Here is a 24,770-nt window from a genome sequence, read left to right as displayed (position 1 = left end):
GGGGCGGATCCGGGTCCCCGGCCGTACGCGGTGCGTGGTCGTTCGTATCTGCACCCGATTGCTCACGGCCTTCGCATTCAACTCGTTCGAGTTCTCAAGGCTCGGCGAGGTGTCGTCGTCTCCGGGCGATGGGAGCAAAGGCTTCCGCCCGCTGACGCGGCCGGTTTCACCCTTTTGCAAAGCGCCAAAAGAAACGGAACCAAAGAAAAACGCTTTCCCTGCAAGGTCACGAGCCTGCGTCTGATGGTCTATCGGCATTTTCCGACTCGCCATCCTGGCTCGGTCGGAAAACGCCGCCCATCCATGGGCGGCGCCCTGCGGGTCTGGATAGGTTCTCGTCGCTCACGCCTGGCAGGAACGGCGTCTCAGTCCCTGACGCCTCGTGAAGCAGAATGCCCCGCTGTTGCCCCCTCCCTTGCGAAGCGGGGGGACGAGTACGGGCGCTTGCGAGCCATTGGCTCGCGCTCGGCGCATCGTTCACCGGCCACGCCGGCGGTCCGGTCAGTTGGGAGGGAGACCGTTGCTATCCCGGTACGGATGCGACTGTTGGGGAATCGGCGGCCTGTAAAGGACGCTTGACAACATGCACGGCCTCGCCCAAGCTGGCTGTCAAGCAGCCTTTACAGGTAGGGGAATGACCATTCGTCCATGGGGCCGACCGGCCGCGATCCCGGTACTGGCGTGCGCACTGGTGCTGATCTGCTGTGGCGCGCGCCAGCCGGCCATGCTGGGCGTGGGGCTGGCGTTGCTGGGCTTGGCTGCCGGCATTGCGCCGCAGCGGGGCTGGCGATGAGCGGCTGCCGCCGCGGCGCGGTCGTCGCGCTCTGCCTGGGGCTGGCGCTGTTGCTGGCCGGGGCGGGCGGGCGCTGGCTGTGGCGGCTGGACGACTACTGGTCCGGCTTGCTGATCGGCTGCGGCACCGGCGCGCTGATCGCCGCGGCGATGATGTGGTGGATGCCGGGCAGCCTGCGCGACAGCGCCCCGCCGGCACTGGCGCGGCGCTACTACCGCGACTTCTTCCCGCCGATGGCCGCCTATGTGGTGGTGATGATGGTATGGAAGCACCTGCTCGATGCGGTCGACGCGCGCTGGCTGCGGCTGCTCGTCGCGCTGCTGCCGGCGTTGCTGGTGGTGCTGGTGATCCGGGCGATGGCGCGCTACGTGCGCGACAGCGACGAACTGCAGCGGCGCATCGAGCTCGAATCGGTGGCCATCGCCGCCGGCCTGGTGGGCGGGGGCTACATGGCCGCCGGCTTCCTGCAGTCGGCCGGGCTGATCGCGGTGCCGGCGGTGGTGGCGATGCTGTGGGTGTTCCCGGCGCTGTGCGCCACCTACGGTTTCACCAAGATCTTCATCGCCAGGCGCTACGCGTGAAAAATCGCATGCGCGAACTGCGCGAAGCCCATGGCTGGTCGCAGGGCGAACTGGCCGAGCACCTGGGGGTGTCGCGGCAGACCATCAACGCGCTGGAAACCGGAAAGTACGACCCGAGCCTGCCGCTGGCCTTCCGCATCGGCGCGCTGTTCGGCCAGCCGATCGAGGCGATCTTCATTCCCGCAGAGGAGTAGACCGATGCACGACCCTTCATCCATCGCAGGAGTACGCCTGCATGCCGCGTAAGTACAGGATCCTGCTGGCCATCGTGGTGGTGGTGGCCGCACTGGGCTGGAACCAGTGGCAGCGGCATCGGCCCGCGGCCGACGACGACACCGGCCGCGCCGCCGGCCCGGCCAAGCCGGCCACGGCGGTGCCGGTCAGCCGGCGCAGCTACGGCTCGCTGGTCTTCGAGCCGTGCGCGCTGTCCGTGCCGACCGGTGCCTCGATCGAGGCGCAGTGCACCACGCTGCAGGTGCCCGAGGACGCGGCCGCGCCAAAGGGGCGCGCGATCGCGCTCAACATCGCCTGGCTGCCCGCCAAGGAGGAGAGCAACGCCGCCGAGGACCCGGTGTTCTTCCTCGCCGGCGGCCCCGGGCAGTCGGCGGTGCAGAGCTACCCGCAGCTGGACCCGGCCTTCGCCGAGCTGCGCAAGCGCCGCCACGTGGTGCTGGTGGACCAGCGCGGCACCGGCAAGTCCAACCCGTTGAACTGTTCCGTGTCCGACGGCGGGCTGGAGCACGAGGACGACCTGGCCACCACCCTCGCGCTCACCGAGACCTGCCGCGACACGCTGTCGAAGAAGGCCGACCTGCGCCTGTACACCACCACCGAGGCGGTGCGCGACCTGGACGCGGTGCGCACCGCGCTCGGCGTGGACGCCATCAACCTGGTCGGCGTGTCCTACGGCACCCGGGTGGCGCAGCAGTACGCCATGCGCCATCCGCAGCACACCCGCAGCATCGTGCTCGACTCGGTGGTGCCCAACACGCTGGTTCTGGGCAACATCTTCGCCCGCAACCTGGACGATGCGCTGGCGCTGCAGTTCGGCCAGTGCCAGCGCGATGCAACCTGCCGCGAGAAGCTCGGCGACCCGCGCGGGGAACTGGACACGCTGCTGCAGACGCTGCGCCGCGACCCGCCGCAGGTGCGATACCGCGACGCGGCCACCGGCGAGCTCGCGCAGACCCGGCTGCAGGCATCGCAGGTGGCCGGCCTGGTGCGCATGTACGCCTACATGCCGACCGTGGCCACGCTGCTGCCGGTGCTGATCCACGAGGCCAACCAGGGCCGCTACGAGTCGCTGACCGCGCTGATCCACATGCTGTACGGACAGCTCGAGGACGCGATGGCGGTGGGCATGCAGTTCTCGGTGGTGTGCAGCGAGGATGGCGACCGCATCGCCGCTTCGGCCAGCGACGCCGGCACCGTGCTCGGCAACATGCTGACCGACTTCATGGCCGCGCAGTGCAAGGTATGGCCCAGGGGGCAGGTGCCGGACGACTTCCACCGGCCGCTGGCCACGCCGGTGCCGGCGCTGGTGCTGGAGGGCGAGTACGACCCGGTCACGCCGCCGCACTACGGCGAGGAGGTGGCCGCCACGCTGCCCAACGGCCGCCTGCTGGTGCTGCGCGGCCAGGGCCACAACGTCATCGGCGCCGGCTGCATGCCCAAGCTGTTCGCCCAGTTCGTCGAGAAGACCGACGCCAAGGCGCTGGACGCCAGGTGCCTGGACTCGCTCGCCTACGCCCAGCCCTTCACCAGCTACAACGGATGGAACCCATGATCGTCGCCGACCATCTCCGCAAGACCTTCCCCGGCAAGGGCAAGAAGGACGCTCCCGTGGTCGCCGTCGACGACGTCGGCTTCCAGGCCCACGACGGTCAGATCACCGGCCTGCTCGGCCCCAACGGCGCCGGCAAGACCACCACGCTGCGCATGCTCTACACGCTGATGAAGCCCGAGTCCGGCCGCGTGCTGGTGGACGGCATCGACGTGGCCGCCGACCCCACCGCCGCGCGCCGCGCGCTCGGCGTGCTGCCGGACGCGCGCGGCGTGTACAAGCGCCTGACCGCACGCGAGAACATCGAGTACTTCGGCGAGCTCAACGGCCTGGACAAGGCCACCATCGCCGCGCGCATCGCGGTGCTGTCGCAGGCGCTGCAGATGGACGATTTCCTCGACCGCCGCACCGAGGGCTTCAGCCAGGGCCAGCGCACCAAGACCGCCATCGCCCGGGCGCTGGTGCACGACCCGCGCAACGTGATCCTCGACGAGCCGACCAACGGCCTGGACGTGATGACCACCCGCGGCCTGCGCGAGTTCCTCGGGCGCCTGCGCGGCGAGGGCCGCTGCGTGATCTTCTCCAGCCACATCATGCAGGAGGTGGCCGCGCTGTGCGATCGCATCGTGGTGATCGCACAGGGCCGGGTGGTGGCGCAGGGCACGGCCGACGAACTGCGCGCGCGCGCCGGGCAGGACAACCTGGAGGACGCCTTCGTCCGCCTGATCGGCTCGGAGGAGGGCCTGCACGCATGAACGCCTCGCCCTTCTCCAACCTGCTGACCGTGCTGCGCAAGGAACTGCGCGACTTCATGCGCGACCGCCGCACCCTGGTGCTCACCCTGCTGGTCGGCCCGCTGACCTTCCCGCTGCTGATGATCGGCATCGGCAAGCTCAGCCAGATGCGGGCCGAGACCCAGCTGGAAAAGCCGCTGCAGATCCACATCGTCGGCCAGCAGCGCGCGCCCAACCTGGTCGCCTGGCTGGCCGGCCAGGGCATCGCCGCCAAGCCCGCCAGCGGCAGCGAGGCCGAGCAGTCGGCCGCCGCCGACGCGGCCATCCGCGACCAGAGCGAGGACGTGGCGCTGGTGATCGATCCGGCCTACGCCGACGACTGGCGTGCCGGCAAGCCGGCCGGCGTCACCGTGGTGGCCGACTCGACCAGCCGCAACTCCGAACTCGTCGTGGGCCGGGTCAAGCGCGCGCTCGCCCTGTACGGACAGCAGGCCGGCGCCCTGCGCCTGCTCGCGCGCGGCATCGACCCGGGCATCGTCGGCGCGGTCGGCGTGCAGGACCGCGACCTGGCCACGCCCGAGGCCAAGCGCGGCCTGCTGCTGTCGGTGCTGCTGCCGCTGCTGCTGGTCATGTGGGCCTTCATCGGCGGCGCGCACATCTCGATGGACGCCACCGCCGGCGAGCGCGAGCGGCAGTCGCTGGAGCCGCTGCTGGCCACGCCGGCGCCGCGCTGGGCGATCGTCAGCGGCAAGATGTTCGCCGCCGCCGCGCTGGGCCTGGTCAACCTGACCTTGACGCTGCTGTCGTTCAAGCTCAGCGCCACGCTGGTCGGCGGCACGATGCGCATGCTCGACGTCAGCGCGCCGGCGATGCTCAAGCTGCTGGTGGTGCTGCTGCCGCTGGTGCTGATCGGCACCGCGCTGATCACCTTCCTGTCGGCCGCGGCCAAGAGCATGAAGGAGGCGCAGAGCCACATGACCTGGCTGATCTTCCTGCCGATGGTGCCCGGCTATGCGCTGATGGCCTATCCGCTGAAGAGCCAGGCGCTGTGGCAGTACGCGGTGCCGTTCCTGGCGCAGAACCAGATGCTGGTGAAGGTCACCCGCGGCGAGGCGGCCACGGCGCAGCAATGGGGCATCTACCTGGCCTGCGCGTTCGGCCTGGCGGTGCTGCTGTGGCTGGCCGCGACCTGGCGCTACAAGCAGGAGAAGCTGGCGATCTCCGGCTGATCGGCCGCGGTCGCAGCCGTCGCGCAAACGGACAAGCCCGGATCGCTCCGGGCTTGTTCGCCGGCTTCGCGGTCGATCGCGGATCAGTTGCCGGGATTGAACGCCAGCGTGCGGCGGGTGGTGACCGGCGCCGGCACCGGCTCGAAGCGCCAGCGCTTGGCCGCGTTCAGCGCCTCGCGGTCGAACACGCGCGCCGGCGTGGCCCGCAGCACGCGGGCGTTGGTCACCGAGCCATCGGTGCCCACGGTGATCTCCACCAGCACCTCGCCGGAGGTGCCCGAGCGCAGCGCCTCGGCCGGATAACGCGGGGCCGGGGTGCTGATCGGCCTGAGCGTGGGCGGGGCGGCGACCGCGGCCGGACGCGGGGCGGCCTGCTCGCGGCGGGCGGCGGCCTGGCGCTCGGCTTCGGCGCGCTCGGCCTGCTGGCGCGCGGCGGCCTGGCGGGCGGCCTCCTGCTGCGCGGCGATCTGCTGCGCCGCCTGAGCCTCGCTGGCCTGCTGCTGCGCCTGCCGCTGCTGCTCGGCCAGCTGCCTGGCCTTGTCGTCGGCCGCCTTCCTGAGCCGTTCGGTCTCGGACTGGGTGCGGTCGGCCACGGCCTGCCTGCCGCTGCCGACGCCCTGCCGCAGCCGCGGCAGCGCGGGGGCGTCGGCGTCGACCTTCTCGATCAGCGCGATCAGGCGCTGGGCCTCGGGAAAGTCCTCGCGGTTGATGTTCTGCTCGGCGGCGATCAGCGCGTAGGGCATCAGGTCGGTCAGCGCGCTCTTCACCGAGGCATCGTCGGGCTGCTTGTCGCGCAGCGCCAGGTAGTACTCCACGGCGTTGTCGCCGGCCGGGGCATACATGCGGTTGTCGCGCAGCGCCTGCGTGGCCGCCTCGCGCAGCTCCCCGGTGCCCATCGCCTGTACCTTGGTGGAGATGGCAGGCTCGGCGGCGGGTGCCGGTGTCGCGGGCGCGCTGGCGGCCGGCGCCGCGGCGGTGGCCGCGGGCTTGGCGGCGGGTTCGTCCTGCTTGCCGGAGCAGGCACCCAGCGCGAGCAGCAGCGCCGGCGCGAGCAGGCGCCATTTCCCCGGGTTCTTCGACTGCAACATGCGTGTTCCCCTTGATTCGACGCGGTGACCGGTGCGGATGCGTGGATCCCGGCGACGTCCCCACGACGGCCGGTGAAGCTTGCCGGGGCAATCTAGCACCGGCCCGGCATCGGCGCACGCGACGCCGGCCGCTGCCGCCGGGCGGGTGTCAGTGGCCCTTGGCGGCGCCCTTGCCGCCGGACATGAGCCGGTCGGTCCAGGCGATGCCGAGCGCGGAGAGGATGAACACGCAGTGGATGATGGTCTGCCACAGCACGCCATCGGAGGTCAGCGCCGAGCAGCTCATCTCGCCGATCTGGGTGGCGGCCTTGTTCATGTTCTCGGGCGCGCACAGCGGCAGGCCGTTCAGCGAGCCGGCGGCGATGAAGGTCTTGAGCAGGTGGATCGAGGAGATGCCGATGATCGCCATCGCCAGCTTCACCTTGAGCACGCTGGCGTTGACGTGGCTGAGCCACTCCGGCTGGTCCGGGTGGCCTTCCAGGCCCAGCCGCGAGACGAAGGTCTCGTAGCCGCCGACGATCACCATCACCAGCAGGTTGGAGATCATCACCACGTCGATCAGCCCCAGCACGATCAGCATGATCTGCTGCTCGCCCATGCCGGGCGCCTCGTGGATCAGGTGCCACAGTTCCTTGCCGAACAGGAACACATACACGCACTGGGCCACGATCAGCCCCAGGTACAGCGGCAGCTGCAGCCAGCGCGAGGCGAAGATCAGGGCGGCGACGGGATTCAGGCGGGCGGGGTGGGGTGCGGACATCGGGATGCTGCGTTGCGGGAGGACGGCGCAGGTTAGCCGCCGGGCGGGGCGGTGCCAAGCGTGCGGCGGCTACACTTGGGACTTTCCCGAGCCGGAGCGCGGCGATGATCGATTTCCACTACTGGCCCACCCCCAATGGCCACAAGGTCACCCTGATGCTGGAGGAGGCCGGCCTGGAGTACCGCGTGCTGCCGGTGAACATCGGTGCCGGCGACCAGTTCAAGCCCGACTTCCTCGCCATCTCGCCGAACAACAAGATGCCGGCCATCGTCGACCATGCCCCGGCCGACGGCGGCGCGCCGCTGAGCGTGTTCGAGTCCGGCGCGATCCTGCTGTACCTGGCCGAGAAGACCGGCCGCTTCCTGCCGGCCGACCTGCGCGGCCGCACCGCCGCCCTGGAATGGCTGTTCTGGCAGATGGGCGGGCTGGGGCCGATGAGCGGGCAGATGGGCCACTTCGCCGTCTACGCGCCGGAGAAGATCCCCTACGCGATCGACCGCTACCGCAACGAGGTGCGCCGGCTGCACGGCGTGCTCGACACGCGCCTGGCGCAGCACGCCTACCTGGCCGGCGAGGAATACGGCATCGCCGACATGGCCAGCTATCCGTGGCTGGAGGTCTACGGCGACCTGAAGCCGGACTACGCCGCCTTCCCGCACCTCAGGCGCTGGCACGATGCCATCGCCGCGCGCCCGGCCACGCAGCGCGCCTATGCGCTGAAGGAGCAGGTCAATCCGAATGCCGGCAAGCCGCTGTCCGACGAGGAGCGCAGGCACCTGTTCGGACAGAAATGACCGTCGCCACCGCTTCCCCTGCCTTTCCGTAGCAGCGTCCGTAGGAACGACTTCGGTCGCGATCGGGATTTACCGGTAATGCCCCATCGCGACCGAAGTCGCTCCTACACCCGCTCCTGCACGGATACCACCCGGTCCAGAGAACCCTCCATGCGCCATCTGCTAGCCGCCCTTGTCCTGATGCTTGCCATGCCCATCGCCGCCCACGCCGAGAAACTCACCCTCGAAGCCATCACCGGCCCGCTGCCGCTGTCCGGTCCCACCCTGATGAAGCCCAAGATCGCCCCCGACGGCTCGCGCGTGACCTTCCTGCGCGGCAAGGACAGCGACCGCAACCAGCTGGACCTGTGGGAGTACGACATCGCCAGTGGGCAGACGCGGCTGCTGGTCGATTCCAAGGTGGTGCTGCCGGGCAGCGAGAGCCTGAGCGCGGAGGAGCGCGCGCGCCGCGAGCGCCAGCGCATCGCCGCCTTCACCGGCATCGTCGACTACCAGTGGGCACCGGATGCGCGCGCGCTGCTGTTCCCGCTCGGCGGCGAGCTGTACCTGTACGACCTGTCCAGGCAGGGCGCCGCCGCGGTGCGCAAGCTCACCAACGGCGAGGGCTTCGCCACCGATCCGAAGATCTCGCCGCGCGGCGGCTACGTCAGCTTCGTGCGCGGGCGCGACCTGTGGGTGATCGACCTGCGCAGCGGACGGCAGTCCCGGCTCACCGACGACGGCAGCGACACCATCGGCAACGGCGTGGCCGAGTTCGTCGCCGACGAGGAGATGGATCGCCACACCGGCTACTGGTGGGCGCCGGACGACTCGGCCATCGCCTTCGCCCGCATCGACGAGGCGCAGGTGCCGGTGCAGAAGCGCTACGAGGTCTACGCCGACCGCACCGAGGTGGTCGAGCAGCGCTATCCGCAGGCCGGCCAGCCCAACGTGAAGGTGCAGCTGGGCGTGATCGCGCCCAGGGCCGCGGCGAAGCCGCAGTGGATCGACCTCGGTGCCGAGCAGGACATCTACCTGGCTCGCGTCGATTGGCGCGACGCCAGGCGGCTGACCTTCCAGCGCCAGTCGCGCGACCAGAAGAAGCTCGAACTGGTCGAGGCCACGCTGCCCGGCGGCCGCCAGCGCGTGCTGGTCACCGAGACCAGCACGACCTGGGTGCCGCTGCACAACGACCTGCGCTTCCTCAAGGATGGCCGCTTCCTGTGGGGCTCGGAGCGCAGCGGCTACGAGCACTTGTACCTGGCCTCCGAGGACGGCTCGCAGCTCACCGCGCTGACCTCGGGGCAGTGGATCGTCGATGGCGTGGAGGCGGTGGACGAGGCCGCCGGCAAGGTCTACTTCACCGCCAGCAAGGATTCGCCGACGCAGCGCCAGCTGTACGCGGTGCCGCTGGCCGGCGGCGCCATCGAGAAGCTCTCGCGCACGCCGGGCATGCACGCGCCCAGCTTCGCCCGCAACGCCAGCGTCTATGTCGACAGCTGGTCCAACACCACCACCCCGCCGCAGATCGAGCTGTTCCGCGCCGATGGCGAAAGGATCGCCACCCTGCTGGCCAACGACCTGTCCGATCCGCAGCATCCGTTCGCCCGCTATCGCGATGCGCAGCGCCCGGTCGAGTTCGGCACGCTGACCGCGGCCGACGGCACCACCGAGCTGCACTACCGGCTGACCCGGCCGGAAGGCTTCGACGCCTCGAAGCAGTACCCGGTGATCGTCTACGTCTACGGCGGCCCGGCCGCGCAGACCGTGACCGACAGCTGGCCCGGGCGCAGCGATGCCATGTTCGACCAGTACCTGGCCCAGCGCGGCTACGTGGTGTTCTCGCTGGACAACCGCGGCACCCCGCGCCGCGGCCGCGACTTCGGCGGCGCGCTGTACGGCAGGCAGGGCACGGTGGAGGTGGACGACCAACTGCGCGGCATCGCCTGGCTGAACGCGCAGCCGTGGGTGGATGCCTCGCGCATCGGCGTGCAGGGCTGGTCCAACGGCGGCTACATGACGTTGATGCTGCTGGCCAGGCACAGCCTCGCCTACGCCTGCGGCGTGGCGGGCGCGCCGGTCACCGACTGGGGCCTGTACGACACCCACTACACCGAGCGCTACATGGACCTGCCCGGGGCCAACGAGGCGGGCTACCGCGAGGCGCGCATCGCCACCCACCTGGACGGGCTCACCTCGCGGCTGCTGCTGATCCACGGCATGGCCGACGACAACGTGCTGTTCACCAACTCCACCTCGCTGATGGGCGAGCTGCAGCAGCGTGGCCGCCCGTTCGAACTGATGACCTATCCCGGCGCCAAGCACGGGTTGTCCGGCAGCAACGCGCTGCACCGCTACCGCGTCGCCGAGGACTTCCTGCAGCGTTGCCTGCGTCCGCAGGTCGCAGGCGAGCAGCGGTAGCAGGTCGCACCCCGGCAGGCCGTAAGCCGGCCGCCACCGCGGCGCGATGGCCCGCGACGTGCCATCGCATCGTCGTGCTATGCGACTTTGTGTCGCAGATGCCGCCTCAAGGCCGTTTTTTTGCGGCAGTACCGGGAGATTGCATCGTAAGCTGGGATCCCCACCTCAATCCATGATCCATGTCATGAACGACTTCACCCTGCCGCGTTCCCGTGCGTTGCCGCTGGCGCCACACGGCAACCTTGCCGCCCTTCGTTTCTGCATGGCCTGCGACATCGGCGACATCTGCCTGGCCGAGAGCGAGGCCGAACCTTTGCGCCGCATGGAGGCCCGCGTCGAGCACACCGGGTCCTACCGGCCCGGGCAGTACCTGTTCCGCGAGGGCGATCCGCTGACCTCGCTGTCGATCGTGCGCACCGGCACGGTCAAGCTGTTCGTGGTCGAGCCGTGCGGTACCGAGCAGGTGCTCGGCTTCGCGCTGCCGGGCGAGGCGATCGGGCTGGACGCCTTCCACGACGAGCGCCACGGCTGCCACGCGGTGGCGCTGGAGACGGTGGCGCTGTGCCAGCTGCCGCTGACGATGCTCAACGGCATGTGCGCGAAGGTGCCGCAGCTGCAGCGCAACGTGCTCAACCTGCTCAGCCGCCACATCGCCAAGGCGCACCTGCTGGTGGGCTGCTACGCCGCCGAGCAGCGGCTGGCGGCGTTCATCGTGCTGCTCTCGCGCCATGCCGAGCGCCGCGGGCTGTCGCCGCGCCAGCTGCACCTGGGCATGGCGCGCGTGGACATCGCCAACTACCTGCGGCTCACGCCGGAGACCATCAGCCGGGTGCTGCGCAGGTTCCAGGACGACGGGCTGCTGCAGGTGAGCCGGCGCGAGCTGGAAGTGCTCGACCTGCCTGCGCTGAACGATCTGGCGCGCAACATCCTGCGCAGCTGAGCATCTGCGGCCGGGCGGGCTTGCGCGGCCGTCGCTCCCGCAGCTCGGCCGCACGCGCTCGACGTGGGCGGTGTCAGGCTTCACGAGGCATCGGCAGCCTGGCCCCGAGCTGCCGGCCACCGCGCCGGGATCGCTGGTCCGCCGCCCCGACCGGGGCACGGCGGCACCGCCGCCGCTGCCGCCAACCCCGGCCGGCTTGATCCATCTCAAGATGCCGCGCGCCGGCATCTGTAGTCTTTCGTGATCGCCTCGATGCCGCCGTGCGCGGCTGCAGTATTCAATGAGCTATCACGATCTACGCACCTTCCTCTATCACCTGGAGCGCCAGGGACAACTGCAACGGGTGAAGTCGCCGGTGGACCCGGTGCTGGAGGCGACCTCGCTGTGCCTGCGCTCGCAGGTCGAGGGCGGCCCGGCGTTGCTGATCGAGCAGCCGACCGGTTCCGGGCACGCGCTGCTGGGCAACCTGATGGGCCACCGCGACCGCATCGAGGCGGCGCTGGGCGGGCGCCCGCTGGCCTCGCTGGCCGAACTCGGCGAGCTGCTGGCGGCGCTGAAGGAGCCGCGCTGGCCCGGCAGCCTGAAGCAGGCGCTGTGCAGCTGGCCGGAACTGGCGCAGCTGGCGTATGCCGCGCCGCGCCACGTGCGCCAGGCCGTGTTCGAGCACGAGACGGTGGAGGCCGGCGACATCGACCTGGAACGGCTGCCGGTCCAGCACTGCTGGCCGGGCGATGTCGGGCGCCTGATCACCACCGCGCTGGTGGTCACCCGCGGTCCCGGCCAGGAGCGGCAGAACGTGGCCATCTACCGCCAGCAGGTGATCGGCCGCAACCGCGTGATCATGCGCTGGCTGCCGCATCGAGGCGGCGCGCTCGACTTCGCCGCCTGGCAGAGGCAGCATCCGGACCAGCCGTTCCCGGTGCTGATCGCCATCGGCGCCGATCCGGCCACGCTGCTGGCGGCGGTGGCGCCGATCCCCGACAGCCTGTCCGAGTACGAGTTCGCCGGCCTGCTGCGCGGCCAGCGCAGCCAGGTCTGGCACAGCCGGCTGACCGGGCTGGACGCGCCGGCCGGCGCCGAGATCGTCATGGAGGGCTTCATCCAGCCCGGCGACTTCGCCGAGGAAGGGCCGTTCGGCGACCACACCGGCTACTACAACGGCCGCGCCAGCTTCCCGGTGGTCACGCTGCAGCGCATGCACCTGCGCGCCAACGCGATCTACCACGGCAGCTACATGGGCCGGGCGCCGCACGACGAGCCCTCGGTGATGGCGATGGCGCTCAACGAGGTGTTCGTGCCGATCCTGCGCAAGGTGTTCCCAGAGATCGTCGATTTCTACCTGCCGCCGGAAGCCTGCTCCTACCGCATCGCCGTGGTCTCCATCCGCAAGCAGTACGCCGGCCATGCGCGGCGGATGATGATGGGCATCTGGTCGTACCTGCGCCAGTTCACCTACACCAAGTTCGTCGTCGTCACCGACGAGGACATCGACGTGCGCGACTGGGGCCAGGTGATGTGGGCGGTGGCCACCCGCGTGGATCCGGCGCGCGACGCCATGCTGGTGGAGAACACGCCGATCGACTATCTCGACTTCGCCAGCCCCGAGCCGGGCCTGGGCTCCAAGATGGGGCTGGACGCCACCCGCAAGTGGCCCGGCGAGACCCATCGCGCCTGGGGCGAGCCGATCGCGCTCGATCCGCAGGTGGAGCGCCGCGTCGATGCGCTGTGGTCGCAGCTGCAGCGCGAGCGCGGGCAGGGAGCGGCGGCATGAGCGCCAGCGCGACGGTGCCGATGAAGCTGGTGTGCCCGGCCGGCAACCTGCCGGCGATGCTGGCCGCACTGGAGTCCGGTGCCGACGCGGTGTACGCCGGCTTCCAGGACCAGAGCAATGCCCGTGCCTTCCCCGGGCTGAACTTCAGCGAGGCCGAGCTGCGGACCGGCATCGCCGCCGCCCATGCGCGCGGCCGCCAGGTCTACCTGGCGCTGAACACCTATCCCGACGACGCGCGCATGCCGGCCTGGCAGGCGCGCGTGGATCGTGCCGCCGAGCTCGGCGCCGACGCCATCATCGCCGCCGACATGGCGCTGCTGGACTACGCCGCGCGCACGCATCCGCAGCTGGCGCGGCACCTGTCGGTACAAGCCAGCGCCACCACCGCCGCGGCGCTGCGCTACGCCTACGAGCGCGTCGGCATCGCCCGCGCGGTGCTGCCGCGGGTGCTGTCGATCCAGCAGGTCGAGCGGCTGTGCGACACCTCGCCGGTGGCGCTGGAGGTGTTCGCCTTCGGCAGCCTGTGCATCATGGTCGAGGGCCGCTGCCAGCTGTCGAGCTATCTCACCGGCGCCTCGCCCAACTGCCAGGGCGTGTGCTCGCCGCCGGCGTTCGTGCGCTGGGACGAGCGCGCCGACGGCAGCCGCGAGGTGCGCTTGAACGGCGTGCTGATCGATCGCTTCGGCAGCGACGAGCCGGCCGGCTACCCCACCGTGTGCAAGGGCCGCTACCGGGTCGGCGAGGCGGTGTTCCATGCGCTGGAGGAGCCCACCAGCCTCAACACCATGGAGCTGATCCCGCGGCTGGCGCAGGCCGGGGTGGCGGCGCTGAAGATCGAGGGCCGCCAGCGCGGCGCCGCCTACGTGCGCCAGGTCACCGCGAGCTGGCGCCAGGCGCTGGACCGCTACGCCGGCGACCCGCAGCACTGGCGGCTGCAGGACGGCTGGCGCGACACCCTGGCCGCGCATGCCGAGGGCCGGCAGACCACCTTGGGACCGTATCACCGTGGATGGCATTGAAACCCGTGGCGGACCCGGGGCGCGGCTGAGCCTGGGACCGCTGCAGTACTACTGGCCGCGCGAGCAAGTGCTGGCGTTCTATGCGCAGGCCGCGCAGTGGCCGCTGGACGTGGTCTACCTGGGCGAGACCGTGTGCGGCAAGCGCCGCGAGCTGCGCCTGCGCGACTGGCTGCAGGTCGGGCGCGAGCTGCACGCGGCCGGCAAGCAGGTGGTGCTGTCGTGCCTGGCGCTGATCGAGTCCGGCTCGGAACTGTCGGCCACCGTGCGGGTGGTGGAGAACGGCGATTTCCTGGTGGAAGCGAACGACCTGTCGGCGGTGCAGCTGTGCCGCGAGCGCGGCCTGCCGTTCGTCGCCGGCCCCGGCCTGAACGTCTACAACGCACGCACCCTGGCGATGCTGGCCGAGGATGGCATGGTGCGCTGGGTACCGGGCGTCGAGCATGGCCTGCAGACGCTGCTGCGCCTCTCCGCGGCGTTGCCCGAAGGCATGCCGATGCCGGAGCTGGAGATCCCCGCCTGGGGCCGGCCGCCGCTGGCGCACTCGGCGCGCTGCTTCACCGCCCGTGCCCACGACCTGCCCAAGGACCAGTGCGGCTTCCGCTGCCTGGACTATCCCGACGGCCTGCCGCTGGCCACCCGCGACGGCGCGCCGCTGCTCGTGCTCAACGGCGTGCAGGTGCTGGGGCATGCGCTGTTCGACCTGGCGCCGGAGCTGACCGCGCAGGTGCCGATGGCAGCCATCCTGCGGCTGTACCCGCAGGCCAAGGGCATGCACGAGGTGGTGATGCGCTTCCGCCGCGCACTCGCCACCGGCAACGTGCCGCCGCGGGTCGGCGCGCGCAACGGCTACTGGCACGGCGGCGCCAGCGTGGCGGCCTCCGACGCGGCATGAGCGCGGCCATGCTCCTGTCGTCGCTGCTTCCGCCGCCACCGCCGTTGCCGCTGCTGCGGCATGCGATCGATGCCGTCGACGATGGCCTGCTGGTGCTGCTGGCCGGGCGCCGCCGGCTGGTCGCGCAGGTCGCCGCGCGCAAGCACGAGCATGGCCGTCCGCTGCGCGACGCGTGGCGCGAACGCCAGGTACATGCCCGTGCCCAGGCCTGGGCGCGCTGGCTACGGCTGCCGGCCGCCAGCGCGCAGGCGCTGATGGACCTGCTGATCGCCGATGCCTGCGCATTGCAGCAGGCCCGGCACGTTTCCCCTCCTGCCTCGCTACCGGCCCTGCCCATGTCCGCTTCCTCCGCCACGCCTTCCGACACCACGCGCTCCGACACGCTCTCCTCCCTGTGGCCGGCGCTGCTGCCGCCGCCGCGCTACTGGCGGCAGCTGCTGCGGCTGGTGCCGCCCGCGCTGCAGGCCAGCGCGCTGCAGGCCGCGCTGGACCGCGCGCTGGCGCCGGCGCTGCAGCAGGGCGTGTTCGACGCGGTACAGTCGCGCCGGCTCGGCATCGCCGTCGAGGACCTGGGGCTGCACTGGGTCTGCGAACTGTCGCAGGGCCACGTGCGCCTGCTGCAAGGGCAGCAGGCCGAGGCCACGGTCGCCGGCAGCGCCACCGACCTGCTGCTGCTGGCCAGCCGCCAGCAGGACGCCGACACCCTGTTCTTCCAGCGCCGGCTGCGTCTGACCGGCGACGTCGAGCTCGGCCTGACCCTGCGCAACCTGCTGGACCGGCTGCCGTGGGAATCGCTGCCGCTGGGATCGCGGATCGTGCTGCAGCGGGCGGCGCTGCTGGCCGACAGTGCGCGCGGGGCTTACCGCCAGCGCCATCGCTAGGACGGGCATCTATCCAGCGTGGGAGCGGCGGAAGCCGCGAGGGTTTTCGCGGCAGGGATCCCTATGCTCGGCAATGGGAGCAGAAGCAAAGGCTTCCGTCCGCTGTCGCGGCCGGGTTCATTTCTTTTGGATAAGCGCCAAAAGAAACGGAACCAAAGAAAAACGCTTTCCCTGCAAGATCAAGAGCCTTCGCCTGATGGGTTATCGGGATTTTCCGACTCGCCATCCTGGCTCGGTCGGAAAACGCCGCCCATCCATGGGCGGCGCCCTCCGGGTCTGCAGAGATATTGGTTACTCATGCTTGGCAGCAACAGCAACAGCCACAGCAACAGCGGCAACAGAAGCAACAGAAGCAACAGAAGCAACAGAAGTAACAGCCACAGCAACAGCGCCGCCTGCGACGTCTGGAGAAGCAGGAGGCTCTGTGCTGTTGCCCCCTCCCTTGCGAAGCAGGGGAGGGATGGGGAGGGGTGCCGTTGCTGTCCTGGGCAATCCGGTCGTCATGGCCCGGAGGACACGCAGCATCGCTCCTGCACCGGCGCGCGTGCCGTCATGTGCCTGTCAACACCGGATCTGCGGCAGCGCGGCTTGGTCGCGCCGCGGCGGTCGGGTAGGGTGCGGCTTCCCTCCAAGGTGCGTGCCCCGATGAAACCGACCCTGCTCGCTGTTGCCCTGTTGCTGATCCTGCCGCTGGGCGCGCCCGCGTCCGCCGCCGCCCAGCAGGCCACTCCCGCCGCGGTCGCTGCAAATCCGGCCTGGGTCGCGCGCAGCAACGCGTACGCGCAGATCCTGCTGCAGGCGCAGGCGCCGTTCCAGCCCGAGCAGGCCAGCTTCTTCGGCGTGCCCGGCTACGACGACCGCGTTTACGATCTCGGCCCGCAGTATCCGGAGCGTTTCCGCACGGCGATGGCCAGGGCCCGGACCGAGCTGCAGGGCAAGCTGGCGAGCGAGCGCGACCCGGACGTGCGCCAGGACCTGCAGATCCTGATCGGCGCGGCCGACCAGGACATCGAGGGCAGCGAGCTGGACCAGCGCCTGCAGCTGCCGTGGGTGGACGTGCCGAAGCTGGTGTTCTCCGGCCTCAACGGCCTGCTGTCCGAGCAGACCCCGCCCGAGCGCCGCGCCCGTGCGCTGGAGCGGCTGCGGCGCTACCTCGGCCAGGCCGAAGGCAGCACCGCGATCGCCACCCTGGCGCGGCAGCGCTACGAGGAGGCGCTGGCCGATCCGTCGCGGCTGCAGCCCACCCGCATCGAGGTCGAGCAGTCGCTGGACAACGTGGACACCTACATCGCCGGCATCGGCGAGCTGTTCGCCAGGTACCGCATCGACGGCGCCGGCGAGGCGCTGGCGGCGCTGAAGCGGCAGATGACCGACTACGCGCAGTGGACCCGCGCGCAGGTGCTGCCGAAGTCGCGCAGCGACACCCGCCTGCCGCCGGAGCTGTACGCCTTCCGCCTCAAGCAGGTCGGCATCGACATCGACCCGCAGCTGCTGGTGCAGCGCGCGCAGCTGGAGTTCATGGAGACGCGCTCGATGCTTCGCCAGCTGGCGCCGCTGGTGGCGCGGGAAAAGGGACTGCCGGCCAGCGACGACTACGTGCAGGTGATCCGCGCGCTCAAGCGCGACAAGATCGCCGACGACCAGCTGGAAACCCACTACCGCGGCGTCATCGACCGCATCGACCCGATCATCCGCGCCCAGCGCATCGTCGATGTCCCCAACCGGCCGATGCAGATGCGCCTGGGCTCGGCGGCCGAGAGCGCGGCCAGCCCGGCGCCGCACTTCCTGCCGGCGCCGCTGGTGGGCAACACCGGCCAGCAGGGCCAGTTCGTGCTGCCGCTGGGCAACCCCGCCGCCGGCGCCGACGCCCAGTACGACGACTTCAACTTCGCCGCGGCGGCGTGGACGCTGAGCGCGCACGAGGGCCGCCCGGGCCACGAACTGCAGTTCACCGCGATGGTCGAGCGCGGGGTGTCGCTGGCGCGCAGCATGTTCGCCTTCAACTCGGTCAACGTCGAAGGCTGGGCACTGTACGCCGAGGCCGAGATGGTGCCGTTCGAACCGCTGGAGGGACAGCTGATCGCGCTGCAGTTCCGCCTGCTGCGTGCCGCCCGCGCCATGCTCGATCCGATGCTCAACCTCGGCCTGGTCGAGCGCGAACGCGCGCGCCAGGTGCTGGAGGACGACGTCGGCCTGTCGGCGGCGATGGCGCGGCAGGAACTGGATCGCTACACCGTGCGCTCGCCCGGCCAGGCCGGCAGCTACTTCTACGGCTACACCCGCATCCTCGAACTGCGCATGCGCACCGAACTGGCGCTGGGCGATCGCTTCGACCGGCTGGCGTTCAACAATTTCCTGCTCGACCAGGGCCTGTTGCCGCCGGACCAGCTGGCGCAGGCGGTGGAGCAGGTGTTCGTTCCGTCCCAGCGCTGACCGCCGCCGCGTGCCGTGTTCACGTGCGGCCGGCGCGCGCAGCGGTTGAGGTTTCGGGGCACGGCCCCGGACTGCGGACGGCGGCGATCGACCGGCCCGCGGGGATCGTGAAGTCCCCGGAATCCCTCAGCGCGGCGGCTGTTCCTGCGCGCGCTGCGCCTGCGGCGGCACCCACAGGGCGACGCCGGCGGCGCGCTTCTGCGTGGTCGGGATGCCGATGCCGACACCGCCGCCCACGTGCGAGCCGTAGCTGCCGGCGCCGACCGACATGCCCACCGGCGAGCCGCTCGAACCCACGCCCATCAGCACCACGCCGTTGGCGCCGAGCTGCGCGGCCGCGCGCTTGAGCCGCTCCACCGCGGCATTGGTCTGGCCCTGGGTGCCGAAGCCGACTGCGCTGGACGCCTCGATCTGCGCGATCTCCACCGATCCGGCCGGCGCGTTCGGGTAGATCTGCACCAGCGCCGGGTCGATCGGCGGCCGCGCGCTGCCGAGCATCACCCGGGATGTGCTGGCGCAGCCGGCGACGGTCAGCAGCAGCGCCGCGATAGTGAACGAACGGATCTTCATGACGCCCTCCAGCCTCCGATTACCGCGATCATCCCGCGCGGGTACTGAATGTGCCAGTACCTGCGGGCGGCGAGGCGTCGCCGCATGAACGCCTTCACCCCGCAAGAGGACCCGGGCGCCGCCACCGCCCCCTTCTCCCGCTTGCGGGGGAAGGGGGCCGAAGGGCGGATTGGGGGCCGCCTGGAGCATGGGAAAGCTACAGCAAAAGCCTCCCCATCCGGCGCTATCGCCCCCTTCTCCCGCTTGCGGGGGGAGGTGCCCGAAGGGCGGATGGGGGCTGTCTGGAGCATGGGAAAGCCACAGCAAAAGCCCCCCATCCGGCGCCAACACCCCCTTCTCCCGCTTGCGGGGGAAGGTGCCCGAAGGGCGGATGGGGGGCTGTCTAGAGCATGGGAAAGCCACAGCAAAAGCCCCCATCCGCCGCTACCGCCCCCTTCTCCCGCTTGCGGGGGAAGGTGCCCGAAGGGCGGATGGGGGCTGCCTGGAGCATGGGAAAGCCACAGCAAAAGCCCCCCATCCGGCGCCACCACCCCCTTCTCCCGCTTGCGGGGGAAGGTGCCCGAAGGGCGGATGGGGCCGCCTGGAGCATGGGAAAGCCACAGCAAAAGCCCCCATCCGGCGCTACCGCCACCTTCCCCCGCAAGAAGGGAGCCTGCCGTTCGTCCTGCTTGCGCCTGCACCCGGATCGGCTATCGTCGGCCAACTCCAATCCAATCCCAATCCAACCGGGGGTGCTTCGATGGGTCTGATCAGTCTGCTGTGGGGCATCTTCGCCCTGGTCTGGCTGGTGTTCGCCTTCATCCCGCTGCTGGGCTGGGGCAACTGGTTCCTGATCCCGTTCGCCGTGGTCGGCGCGATCATCGCCGCCATCGGCATCCTGTTCACCGCACCGGGCAATCGCGGCCGTGCCAAGACCGGGCTGGTGCTCAACGTCGTGGCGATCGTGGTCGGGGTGATCCGGCTGAGCCTGGGCGGCGGCGTGGTCTGACCGCGCCTGGGCAAGGTCCGGCCGCCGCCGGGCCGTGCCGGTGCGGGTTGCGAGGGGATCGCACCGGCGGCGGCAGGCGTAGACTGTAGCAATCACCCCCATCCAAGGCAGGCGCCCCGCGCCTTGCCACCGTCCCGCAATGATCATCCGCCCGCGTCCGCAAGGCTGGCAGCTGCTGTACATCCTGCGCGGTTCCATCGTTCCCGCCGTCGCCCCCCGGGTGCTGACGATCACCGTCCTGGCCATCGCCGTGTCCGCCTTCGCCGAGCTGTGGCATCCGCGCGGCATCGAGCGCGTCTCGGTGGCGCCGTTCACCCTGCTCGGCCTGGTGCTGTCGATCTTCCTGAGTTTCCGCAACGGCGCCTGCCACGACCGCTGGTGGGAGGGGCGCCAGCAATGGGGGCAGCTGATCGTGCAGTCGCGCTCGCTGGCGCGCGAGTGCCACGCGCTGTTGCCGGACGATCCTGCGCTGCGCACGCGCGTGCTGCGCCTGGCCGTGGGCTTCGCCTACGCACTGGCGGCGCGGCTGCGCGAGCGCGACGTGCGCCAGGCCGCGGCGCCGTGGCTCGATGCCGCGCAGCGCCAGCAGCTGCAGGACCGCGCCAATACCCCCGACCAGCTGCTCGGCATGATCGCCGCCGAACTGGCGCTGCCGCTGCGCCAGGGCCGGCTCGACCCCTACCTGTACGGCGTGCTGGAAAACCGGCTGGCGGCGATGTCCGGCATCCAGGCCGGCTGCGAGCGCATCCATGCCACGCCGCTGCCGTTCGCCTACACCCTGCTGCTGCACCGCTGCGCCTGGCTGTTCTGCGTGCTGCTGCCGTTCGGCCTGGTCAACACCCTGGGCTGGGCCACGCCGGTGGTGTCCACGGTGCTGGCCTATGCCTTCTTCGGCCTGGACCAGCTGGGCGAGGAGATGGAGGACCCGTTCGGCACCGAGCCCAACGACCTGCCGCTGGACGCGCTGGTGCGCACCATCGAGATCGACCTGCTCGACAGCCTCGGCCAGCACCCGCTGCCCGAGCCGCTGCAGCCGTGTGACTACGTGCTCACCTGACAGCCGGCGCACCGCGGGCCGGGCCCGCGTGGACGCCGGGCGTATCATGCCCGCTTCGCTTCCAGGACACCCCGCGATGAGCTACCCGCTTTCCCGCCCGCGGCGCATGCGCCACGACGATTTCTCGCGCCGGCTGATGCGCGAGAACACGCTGACCAGCGACGACCTGATCCTGCCGGTGTTCGTGCACGAGCAGACCGGGCGCGCGCCGGTGCCGTCGATGCCCGGCGTGGAGCGGCTGTCGATCGACGAACTGCTCAGGGTCGGCGAGCAGGCGCTGGAGCTGGGCGTGCCGCTGATCGACCTGTTCGGCGTGCCCGACCCGTCGGCCAAGACCGCCGACGGCCGCGTCGCCTGGGACGAGGACGGCATCATCCAGCGCGCCGCGCGCGCGCTGAAGTCGCGCTTCCCCGAGCTGGGGGTGATGACCGACCAGGCGCTGGACCCGTACACCACCCACGGCCAGGACGGGCTGATCGACGAATCCGGCTACATCCTCAACGACGAGACCGTGCAGGCGATGGTGCGGCAGTCGCTGTCGCACGCCGCTGCCGGCGTGGACATCCTCTCGCCCAGCGACATGATGGACGGGCGCATCGGCGCGATCCGCCGTGCGCTGGAGGAGGCCGGCTTCATCCACACCAGGATCATGGCCTACAGCGCCAAGTACGCCAGCGCCTTCTACGGCCCGTTCCGCAGCGCGGTGGGCAGCGCCGGCAACCTCGGCAAGGGCAACAAGTACACCTACCAGATGGACCCGGCCAATTCCGACGAGGCGCTGCACGAAGTGGCGCTGGACCTGGAGGAGGGCGCGGACATGGTGATGGTCAAGCCGGGCCTGCCGTACCTGGACATCCTGCGCCGGGTGAAGGACACCTTCCGCCGGCCGACCTACGTCTACCAGGTCAGCGGCGAGTACGCGATGCTCAAGGCCGCCGCCGCCAACGGCTGGCTGGACGAGCGGGCGGTGGCGATGGAGTCGCTGCTGGCGTTCAAGCGCGCCGGCGCCGACGGCATCCTGACCTACTACGCGTTCGACGCGGCGCGCTGGCTGCGCGAGGGCTGAGTCCAGGCGACCTGTGCCCCGGGCGTGCCGCGGCTGCCCGGGTTGCGCGGCCGTTGCAGCGACTGCAGGAGCGACTTTACGTGGCCTGCGAGCCGGCAGTCACGACACGGCTCTACCATCAGGGCAGTAACGGCCCCTCCCCAACTGACGGCGCCGAACAGGCTTCTGCCCGGCTGCGCGGCCGTTCCTTGTCCGGGAATGCGCTTGTCCACGCGCCGCGCCCGGCGCGGCGGTTCGCCTGCGCGAATCATTCTCATCTAGAATCGCCCGTTCGATCGCCGTCCCCTGCCGGCGCATGCGGATTGCCGATGCTCAAGAAGATCCTGTTCCAGCTGCACTGGGTGCTGGGCATCAGCGCCGGCCTGGTGCTGGCGCTGATGGGCCTGAGCGGGGCGACCATGTCGTTCGAGGACGAGATCGTGCGCTGGGCCAATCCGCCGCTGGCCGACGCGGCCGCCCGTCACGCCGCCGGGCAGGCGCCGCTGCCGCTGGGCGAACTGGCGCGGCGGCTGGACCTGGGCGGCGAGCACGCGACCACGCGCATGCTGGTCGATCCGACCGGCACCCGCCCGTCCAATGCGCGCCTGGTCCGCGGCGGGCGCCTGTACTTCGATCCCTACAGCGGCCAGGTGCTGCCCGAGCCGCGCCTGAGTGGCTTGTTCGCGTTCGTCGAGGACCTGCACCGGCGGCTGGTCGCCGGCGAGCGCGGCAAGGCGGTCACCGGCGCCTGCGTGATCGTGCTGCTGTTCTTCTGCCTGTCCGGGCTGTACCTGCGCTGGCCGCGGCAGTGGTGGAGCTGGCGCGCATGGTGGGCGGTGGAATGGAAGCGCAAGGGCCGCGGCTTCCTGTGGAGCCTGCACTCGGTGATCGGCACCTGGTGCCTGCTGGTGTACCTGGGCATCGCCCTGACCGGGCTGTACTGGTCCTACGGCTGGTACCGGCAGGGGCTGGTGGCGGTGCTGGGCGGGGAAGCCCAGGCCCAGGGTGGTGGCGGCCGCGGTGGCACGCCGGCGCAGGTGGATTTCGGCCGGCTGCAGGCGGTCCTCGACGGCGAGCCCGGCCTGCGCCATGCCTACCTCGACCTGCGCCTGCCCGCGCGCGCGGGCCAGCCGCTGGTCGCACGCTACCTGGCCGACGACCCGGCGCACAGCCGCGCCTTCGACACGCTGGAGATCGACCTGCGCAGCGGCCGCGTCGAGCGGCGCCTGGACTATCGCCGGCAGCCGCTCGGCCGGCAGCTGCTCGCCAGCGTCTTCGCGCTGCACTCGGGCAGCTTCTTCGGCCTGCCCGGGCGCATCGTGGTGATGCTGGCCAGCCTGTGCATGCCGCTGTTCTTCGTCACCGGCTGGCTGCTGTACCTGGACCGCCGCCGCAAGCAGCGCCAGGCACGGGCGTTGCGCGGCGACCTGCACGCGCCCGCCGCCGGCGCCGGCGAACCGTGGCTGGTCGGCTTCGCCAGCCAGAGCGGGCTGGCCGAGCAACTGGCCTGGCGCACCGCCGGCCAGCTGCAGGCAGCCGGGCTGCCGGTGCGGGTGCAGCCGCTGGCGCGGCTGGAAATCGGCGCCCTGGCCGATGCCCGGCGCGCCGTGTTCGTGGTCAGCACCTTCGGCGACGGCGACCCGCCGGACAGCGCGCGCGCGTTCGAGAAGACGGTGCTGCGGCAGGCCGCGGCGCTGCCGCAGCTCGGCTACGCGCTGCTGGCGCTGGGCGACCGCCAGTACGCGCGCTTCTGCGGCTTCTCGCGGCGCCTGGAGCAGTGGCTGCACGGACAGGGCGCGCAGCCGCTGTTCCCGGCGGTGGAGGTGGACAACGCCGACCCGCAGGCATTGGCGCAATGGCAGCGGCAGCTGGCCGGGCTGACCGGCCATGCGCCCGCCGCCGAGGCCTGGAGCGCGCCGCCGATGCAGCCGTGCGCGCTGCTCGGGCGCGAGCGGCTCAATCCCGGCAGCGCCGGCGGCCCGGTGTGGCGGATCGACCTGCGGCCATGGGCGGGCGCCGAGTGGCGCGCCGGCGACATCCTGGAAGTGCAGCCCTGCCGGCCCGAGGCCGAGGTGCGCGCGCTGCTGGCGGCCTGCGGCCTGGACGCCGACGCGCCGGTGCGTGACGGCGACGGCGAGCTGCCGCTGTGGCGCGCGGCGGCGCTGCGCGTGCTGCCGGACGCGCCGGCGCCGGCGGAACTGCCGCCGCAGTCATGGATCGAGGCGCAGCCGCTGCTGCCGCATCGCGAGTATTCGATCGCCTCGGTGCCGCAGGATGGCGTGCTGCAGCTGGTGGTGCGGCTGGCACAGCGCGCCGACGGCCGTCCGGGCCTGGGATCGGGCTGGCTGGGCCTGCATGCGCAGCCCGGCGAGCGGCTGCTGGCGCGGCTGCGCTCCAATCCGGGCTTCCACCGCGGCGAGCCGCCGGCGCCGATGATCCTGGTCGGCAACGGCACCGGCATCGCCGGCCTGCGCAGCCTGCTGCGCGAGGCGCAGCTGCATGCCCACCACGGCCATTGGCTGCTGTTCGGCGAACGCAGCGCGGCGCACGATTTCCTGTTCGGCGAGGAACTGCGGCAGTGGCAGGCGCAGGGGCACCTGCGGCGGCTGGACCTGGCGTTCTCGCGCGACCTGCCGCACCGGCACTACGTCCAGGATCGCCTGCGCGAAGCGGCCGCGGAACTGGCCGCATCGATCGCCGCCGGTGCCACCATCCACGTCTGCGGCAGCCTGGAGGGCATGGCCGAGGGCGTGGACCGTGCCCTGCGCGACATCCTCGGCGAGGACGCGGTGGATGCGCTGGCCGCCGCCGGCCGCTACCGCCGCGACGTGTACTGACGCGCCGCACCCAGCGAGTACTGACGCGCCGCATGCAGCGAACAGGCGCCCCGCAGCCCGCGCGAGCGCAGCGCCCACACGCCTCCCTTCTACCGCATGCGGGAGAAGGTGCCCCGAAGGGGCGGATGAGGGCGCCTGCAGGATGCCTGCGGCGTCCCTCATCCGTCTTCGGACG

At 71.1% G+C, this 24,770-nt stretch carries 21 protein-coding genes; 18 read left to right on the top strand and 3 right to left on the bottom strand.

From position 1 onward, the window contains the following. Positions 1-634: 634 nt before the first annotated feature. The 6 genes from LRX76_RS11530 to LRX76_RS11505 are packed head-to-tail and all read left to right on the top strand — an operon-like array spanning position 635 to position 5,120. On the top strand, positions 635-793 hold the full coding sequence (locus tag LRX76_RS11530) for a hypothetical protein (protein ID WP_231805303.1): 159 nt from the start codon (positions 635-637) through the stop codon (positions 791-793). Next, the gene (locus LRX76_RS11525; RefSeq protein WP_231805301.1) at positions 790-1,374 is read left to right on the top strand and encodes a hypothetical protein; all 585 of its coding nucleotides are present in this window, start codon (positions 790-792) and stop codon (positions 1,372-1,374) included. The genes LRX76_RS11530 and LRX76_RS11525 overlap by 4 nt, the downstream gene beginning before the upstream one ends. Continuing rightward, complete coding sequence (locus LRX76_RS11520; RefSeq protein ID WP_231805299.1) at positions 1,371-1,568, top strand: helix-turn-helix transcriptional regulator; 198 nt, start codon at positions 1,371-1,373, stop codon at positions 1,566-1,568. The genes LRX76_RS11525 and LRX76_RS11520 overlap by 4 nt, the downstream gene beginning before the upstream one ends. A 41-nt stretch (positions 1,569-1,609) precedes the next feature. Further along, complete coding sequence (locus tag LRX76_RS11515; protein WP_231805297.1) at positions 1,610-3,160, top strand: alpha/beta fold hydrolase; 1,551 nt, start codon at positions 1,610-1,612, stop codon at positions 3,158-3,160. Beyond that, positions 3,157-3,912, top strand: coding sequence for an ATP-binding cassette domain-containing protein (locus LRX76_RS11510; protein WP_231805530.1), 756 nt, complete (start codon positions 3,157-3,159; stop codon positions 3,910-3,912). Before LRX76_RS11515 ends, LRX76_RS11510 begins: the two co-directional genes overlap by 4 nt. After that, entirely contained in the window at positions 3,909-5,120 is a 1,212-nt protein-coding gene (locus tag LRX76_RS11505; RefSeq protein ID WP_231805295.1) for an ABC transporter permease, read from the top strand. Before LRX76_RS11510 ends, LRX76_RS11505 begins: the two co-directional genes overlap by 4 nt. Positions 5,121-5,203: 83 nt before the next feature. On the opposite strand, the gene LRX76_RS11500 is transcribed toward LRX76_RS11505, so the two are convergent. Further along, complete coding sequence (locus LRX76_RS11500; RefSeq protein WP_231805293.1) at positions 5,204-6,208, bottom strand: energy transducer TonB; 1,005 nt, start codon at positions 6,206-6,208, stop codon at positions 5,204-5,206. A 148-nt stretch (positions 6,209-6,356) separates the two neighbouring features. Next, positions 6,357-6,968, bottom strand: a complete 612-nt coding sequence (locus tag LRX76_RS11495; protein ID WP_231805291.1) for a TIGR00645 family protein — start codon at positions 6,966-6,968, stop codon at positions 6,357-6,359. Positions 6,969-7,072: 104 nt separating this feature from the next. Between LRX76_RS11495 and LRX76_RS11490 the strand changes: the two genes are divergently transcribed. From LRX76_RS11490 to LRX76_RS11455, 8 genes are all read left to right on the top strand, one after another. After that, positions 7,073-7,762: a glutathione binding-like protein gene (locus LRX76_RS11490; protein WP_231805289.1), complete on the top strand. Its 690-nt coding sequence runs from the start codon at positions 7,073-7,075 to the stop codon at positions 7,760-7,762. Positions 7,763-7,912: 150 nt separating this feature from the next. Continuing rightward, on the top strand, positions 7,913-10,162 hold the full coding sequence (locus LRX76_RS11485) for a S9 family peptidase (protein WP_231805287.1): 2,250 nt from the start codon (positions 7,913-7,915) through the stop codon (positions 10,160-10,162). 184 nt (positions 10,163-10,346) lie between these two features. Then, positions 10,347-11,102, top strand: coding sequence for a cyclic nucleotide-binding domain-containing protein (locus LRX76_RS11480; RefSeq protein ID WP_231805285.1), 756 nt, complete (start codon positions 10,347-10,349; stop codon positions 11,100-11,102). A gap of 280 nt (positions 11,103-11,382) precedes the next feature. Further along, positions 11,383-12,873, top strand: a complete 1,491-nt coding sequence (locus LRX76_RS11475; protein WP_231805283.1) for a UbiD family decarboxylase — start codon at positions 11,383-11,385, stop codon at positions 12,871-12,873. Continuing rightward, complete coding sequence (locus LRX76_RS11470; protein WP_231805281.1) at positions 12,870-13,892, top strand: peptidase U32 family protein; 1,023 nt, start codon at positions 12,870-12,872, stop codon at positions 13,890-13,892. The genes LRX76_RS11475 and LRX76_RS11470 overlap by 4 nt, the downstream gene beginning before the upstream one ends. Further along, entirely contained in the window at positions 13,879-14,784 is a 906-nt protein-coding gene (locus LRX76_RS11465; RefSeq protein WP_231805279.1) for a U32 family peptidase, read from the top strand. The genes LRX76_RS11470 and LRX76_RS11465 overlap by 14 nt, the downstream gene beginning before the upstream one ends. An 8-nt stretch (positions 14,785-14,792) precedes the next feature. Continuing rightward, positions 14,793-15,665 carry a chorismate mutase gene (locus LRX76_RS11460; protein WP_231805277.1) on the top strand — a complete coding sequence of 291 codons (873 nt, stop codon included), beginning with the start codon at positions 14,793-14,795 and terminating at the stop codon, positions 15,663-15,665. A gap of 645 nt (positions 15,666-16,310) precedes the next feature. Further along, on the top strand, positions 16,311-18,098 hold the full coding sequence (locus tag LRX76_RS11455; RefSeq protein WP_231805275.1) for a DUF885 domain-containing protein: 1,788 nt from the start codon (positions 16,311-16,313) through the stop codon (positions 18,096-18,098). Positions 18,099-18,224: 126 nt separating this feature from the next. Here the strand turns inward: LRX76_RS11455 and LRX76_RS11450 are convergent, their stop codons facing one another. Then, positions 18,225-18,668 (bottom strand): hypothetical protein, encoded by a 444-nt coding sequence (locus tag LRX76_RS11450; RefSeq protein WP_231805273.1) that lies wholly within the window; start codon positions 18,666-18,668, stop codon positions 18,225-18,227. A 739-nt stretch (positions 18,669-19,407) separates the two neighbouring features. Between LRX76_RS11450 and LRX76_RS11445 the strand changes: the two genes are divergently transcribed. The 4 genes from LRX76_RS11445 to LRX76_RS11430 all read left to right on the top strand — a co-directional run bounded on the left by LRX76_RS11445 (position 19,408) and on the right by LRX76_RS11430 (position 24,595). Further along, positions 19,408-19,656, top strand: coding sequence for a hypothetical protein (locus LRX76_RS11445; protein ID WP_231805271.1), 249 nt, complete (start codon positions 19,408-19,410; stop codon positions 19,654-19,656). Positions 19,657-19,795: 139 nt separating this feature from the next. Then, on the top strand, positions 19,796-20,713 hold the full coding sequence (locus tag LRX76_RS11440) for a bestrophin family ion channel (protein ID WP_231805269.1): 918 nt from the start codon (positions 19,796-19,798) through the stop codon (positions 20,711-20,713). Between the two features lie 76 nt (positions 20,714-20,789). Further along, complete coding sequence (gene hemB / locus LRX76_RS11435; RefSeq protein ID WP_231805267.1) at positions 20,790-21,779, top strand: porphobilinogen synthase; 990 nt, start codon at positions 20,790-20,792, stop codon at positions 21,777-21,779. Between the two features lie 308 nt (positions 21,780-22,087). Continuing rightward, a complete protein-coding gene (locus LRX76_RS11430) occupies positions 22,088-24,595 on the top strand; it encodes a sulfite reductase flavoprotein subunit alpha (RefSeq protein WP_231805265.1) in 2,508 nt (835 codons plus the stop codon). The last annotated feature ends 175 nt before the right edge of the window (positions 24,596-24,770 follow it).

The organism is Stenotrophomonas sp. MMGLT7, assembly GCF_021168555.1.
In the GTDB taxonomy this organism is placed as follows: Bacteria; Pseudomonadota; Gammaproteobacteria; order Xanthomonadales; family Xanthomonadaceae; genus MMGLT7.
The sequence above is the reverse complement of the archived record's forward strand: the minus strand, read 5'-3'. Positions and strand labels throughout refer to the sequence as shown.

Excerpts from the sequence above, each read along its gene's own strand:
- LRX76_RS11530 (WP_231805303.1), top strand. The coding sequence starts at position 635 with ATGACCATTCGTCCATGGGGCCGACCGGCCGCGATCCCGGTACTGGCG.
- LRX76_RS11525 (WP_231805301.1), top strand. The coding sequence starts at position 790 with ATGAGCGGCTGCCGCCGCGGCGCGGTCGTCGCGCTCTGCCTGGGGCTG.
- LRX76_RS11515 (WP_231805297.1), top strand. The coding sequence starts at position 1,610 with ATGCCGCGTAAGTACAGGATCCTGCTGGCCATCGTGGTGGTGGTGGCC.
- LRX76_RS11510 (WP_231805530.1), top strand. The coding sequence starts at position 3,157 with ATGATCGTCGCCGACCATCTCCGCAAGACCTTCCCCGGCAAGGGCAAG.
- LRX76_RS11505 (WP_231805295.1), top strand. The coding sequence starts at position 3,909 with ATGAACGCCTCGCCCTTCTCCAACCTGCTGACCGTGCTGCGCAAGGAA.
- LRX76_RS11500 (WP_231805293.1), bottom strand. The coding sequence starts at position 6,208 with ATGTTGCAGTCGAAGAACCCGGGGAAATGGCGCCTGCTCGCGCCGGCG.
- LRX76_RS11495 (WP_231805291.1), bottom strand. The coding sequence starts at position 6,968 with ATGTCCGCACCCCACCCCGCCCGCCTGAATCCCGTCGCCGCCCTGATC.
- LRX76_RS11490 (WP_231805289.1), top strand. The coding sequence starts at position 7,073 with ATGATCGATTTCCACTACTGGCCCACCCCCAATGGCCACAAGGTCACC.
- LRX76_RS11485 (WP_231805287.1), top strand. The coding sequence starts at position 7,913 with ATGCGCCATCTGCTAGCCGCCCTTGTCCTGATGCTTGCCATGCCCATC.
- LRX76_RS11480 (WP_231805285.1), top strand. The coding sequence starts at position 10,347 with ATGAACGACTTCACCCTGCCGCGTTCCCGTGCGTTGCCGCTGGCGCCA.
- LRX76_RS11475 (WP_231805283.1), top strand. The coding sequence starts at position 11,383 with ATGAGCTATCACGATCTACGCACCTTCCTCTATCACCTGGAGCGCCAG.
- LRX76_RS11470 (WP_231805281.1), top strand. The coding sequence starts at position 12,870 with ATGAGCGCCAGCGCGACGGTGCCGATGAAGCTGGTGTGCCCGGCCGGC.
- LRX76_RS11460 (WP_231805277.1), top strand. The coding sequence starts at position 14,793 with ATGCTCCTGTCGTCGCTGCTTCCGCCGCCACCGCCGTTGCCGCTGCTG.
- LRX76_RS11455 (WP_231805275.1), top strand. The coding sequence starts at position 16,311 with ATGAAACCGACCCTGCTCGCTGTTGCCCTGTTGCTGATCCTGCCGCTG.
- LRX76_RS11450 (WP_231805273.1), bottom strand. The coding sequence starts at position 18,668 with ATGAAGATCCGTTCGTTCACTATCGCGGCGCTGCTGCTGACCGTCGCC.
- LRX76_RS11445 (WP_231805271.1), top strand. The coding sequence starts at position 19,408 with ATGGGTCTGATCAGTCTGCTGTGGGGCATCTTCGCCCTGGTCTGGCTG.
- LRX76_RS11440 (WP_231805269.1), top strand. The coding sequence starts at position 19,796 with ATGATCATCCGCCCGCGTCCGCAAGGCTGGCAGCTGCTGTACATCCTG.
- hemB (WP_231805267.1), top strand. The coding sequence starts at position 20,790 with ATGAGCTACCCGCTTTCCCGCCCGCGGCGCATGCGCCACGACGATTTC.
- LRX76_RS11430 (WP_231805265.1), top strand. The coding sequence starts at position 22,088 with ATGCTCAAGAAGATCCTGTTCCAGCTGCACTGGGTGCTGGGCATCAGC.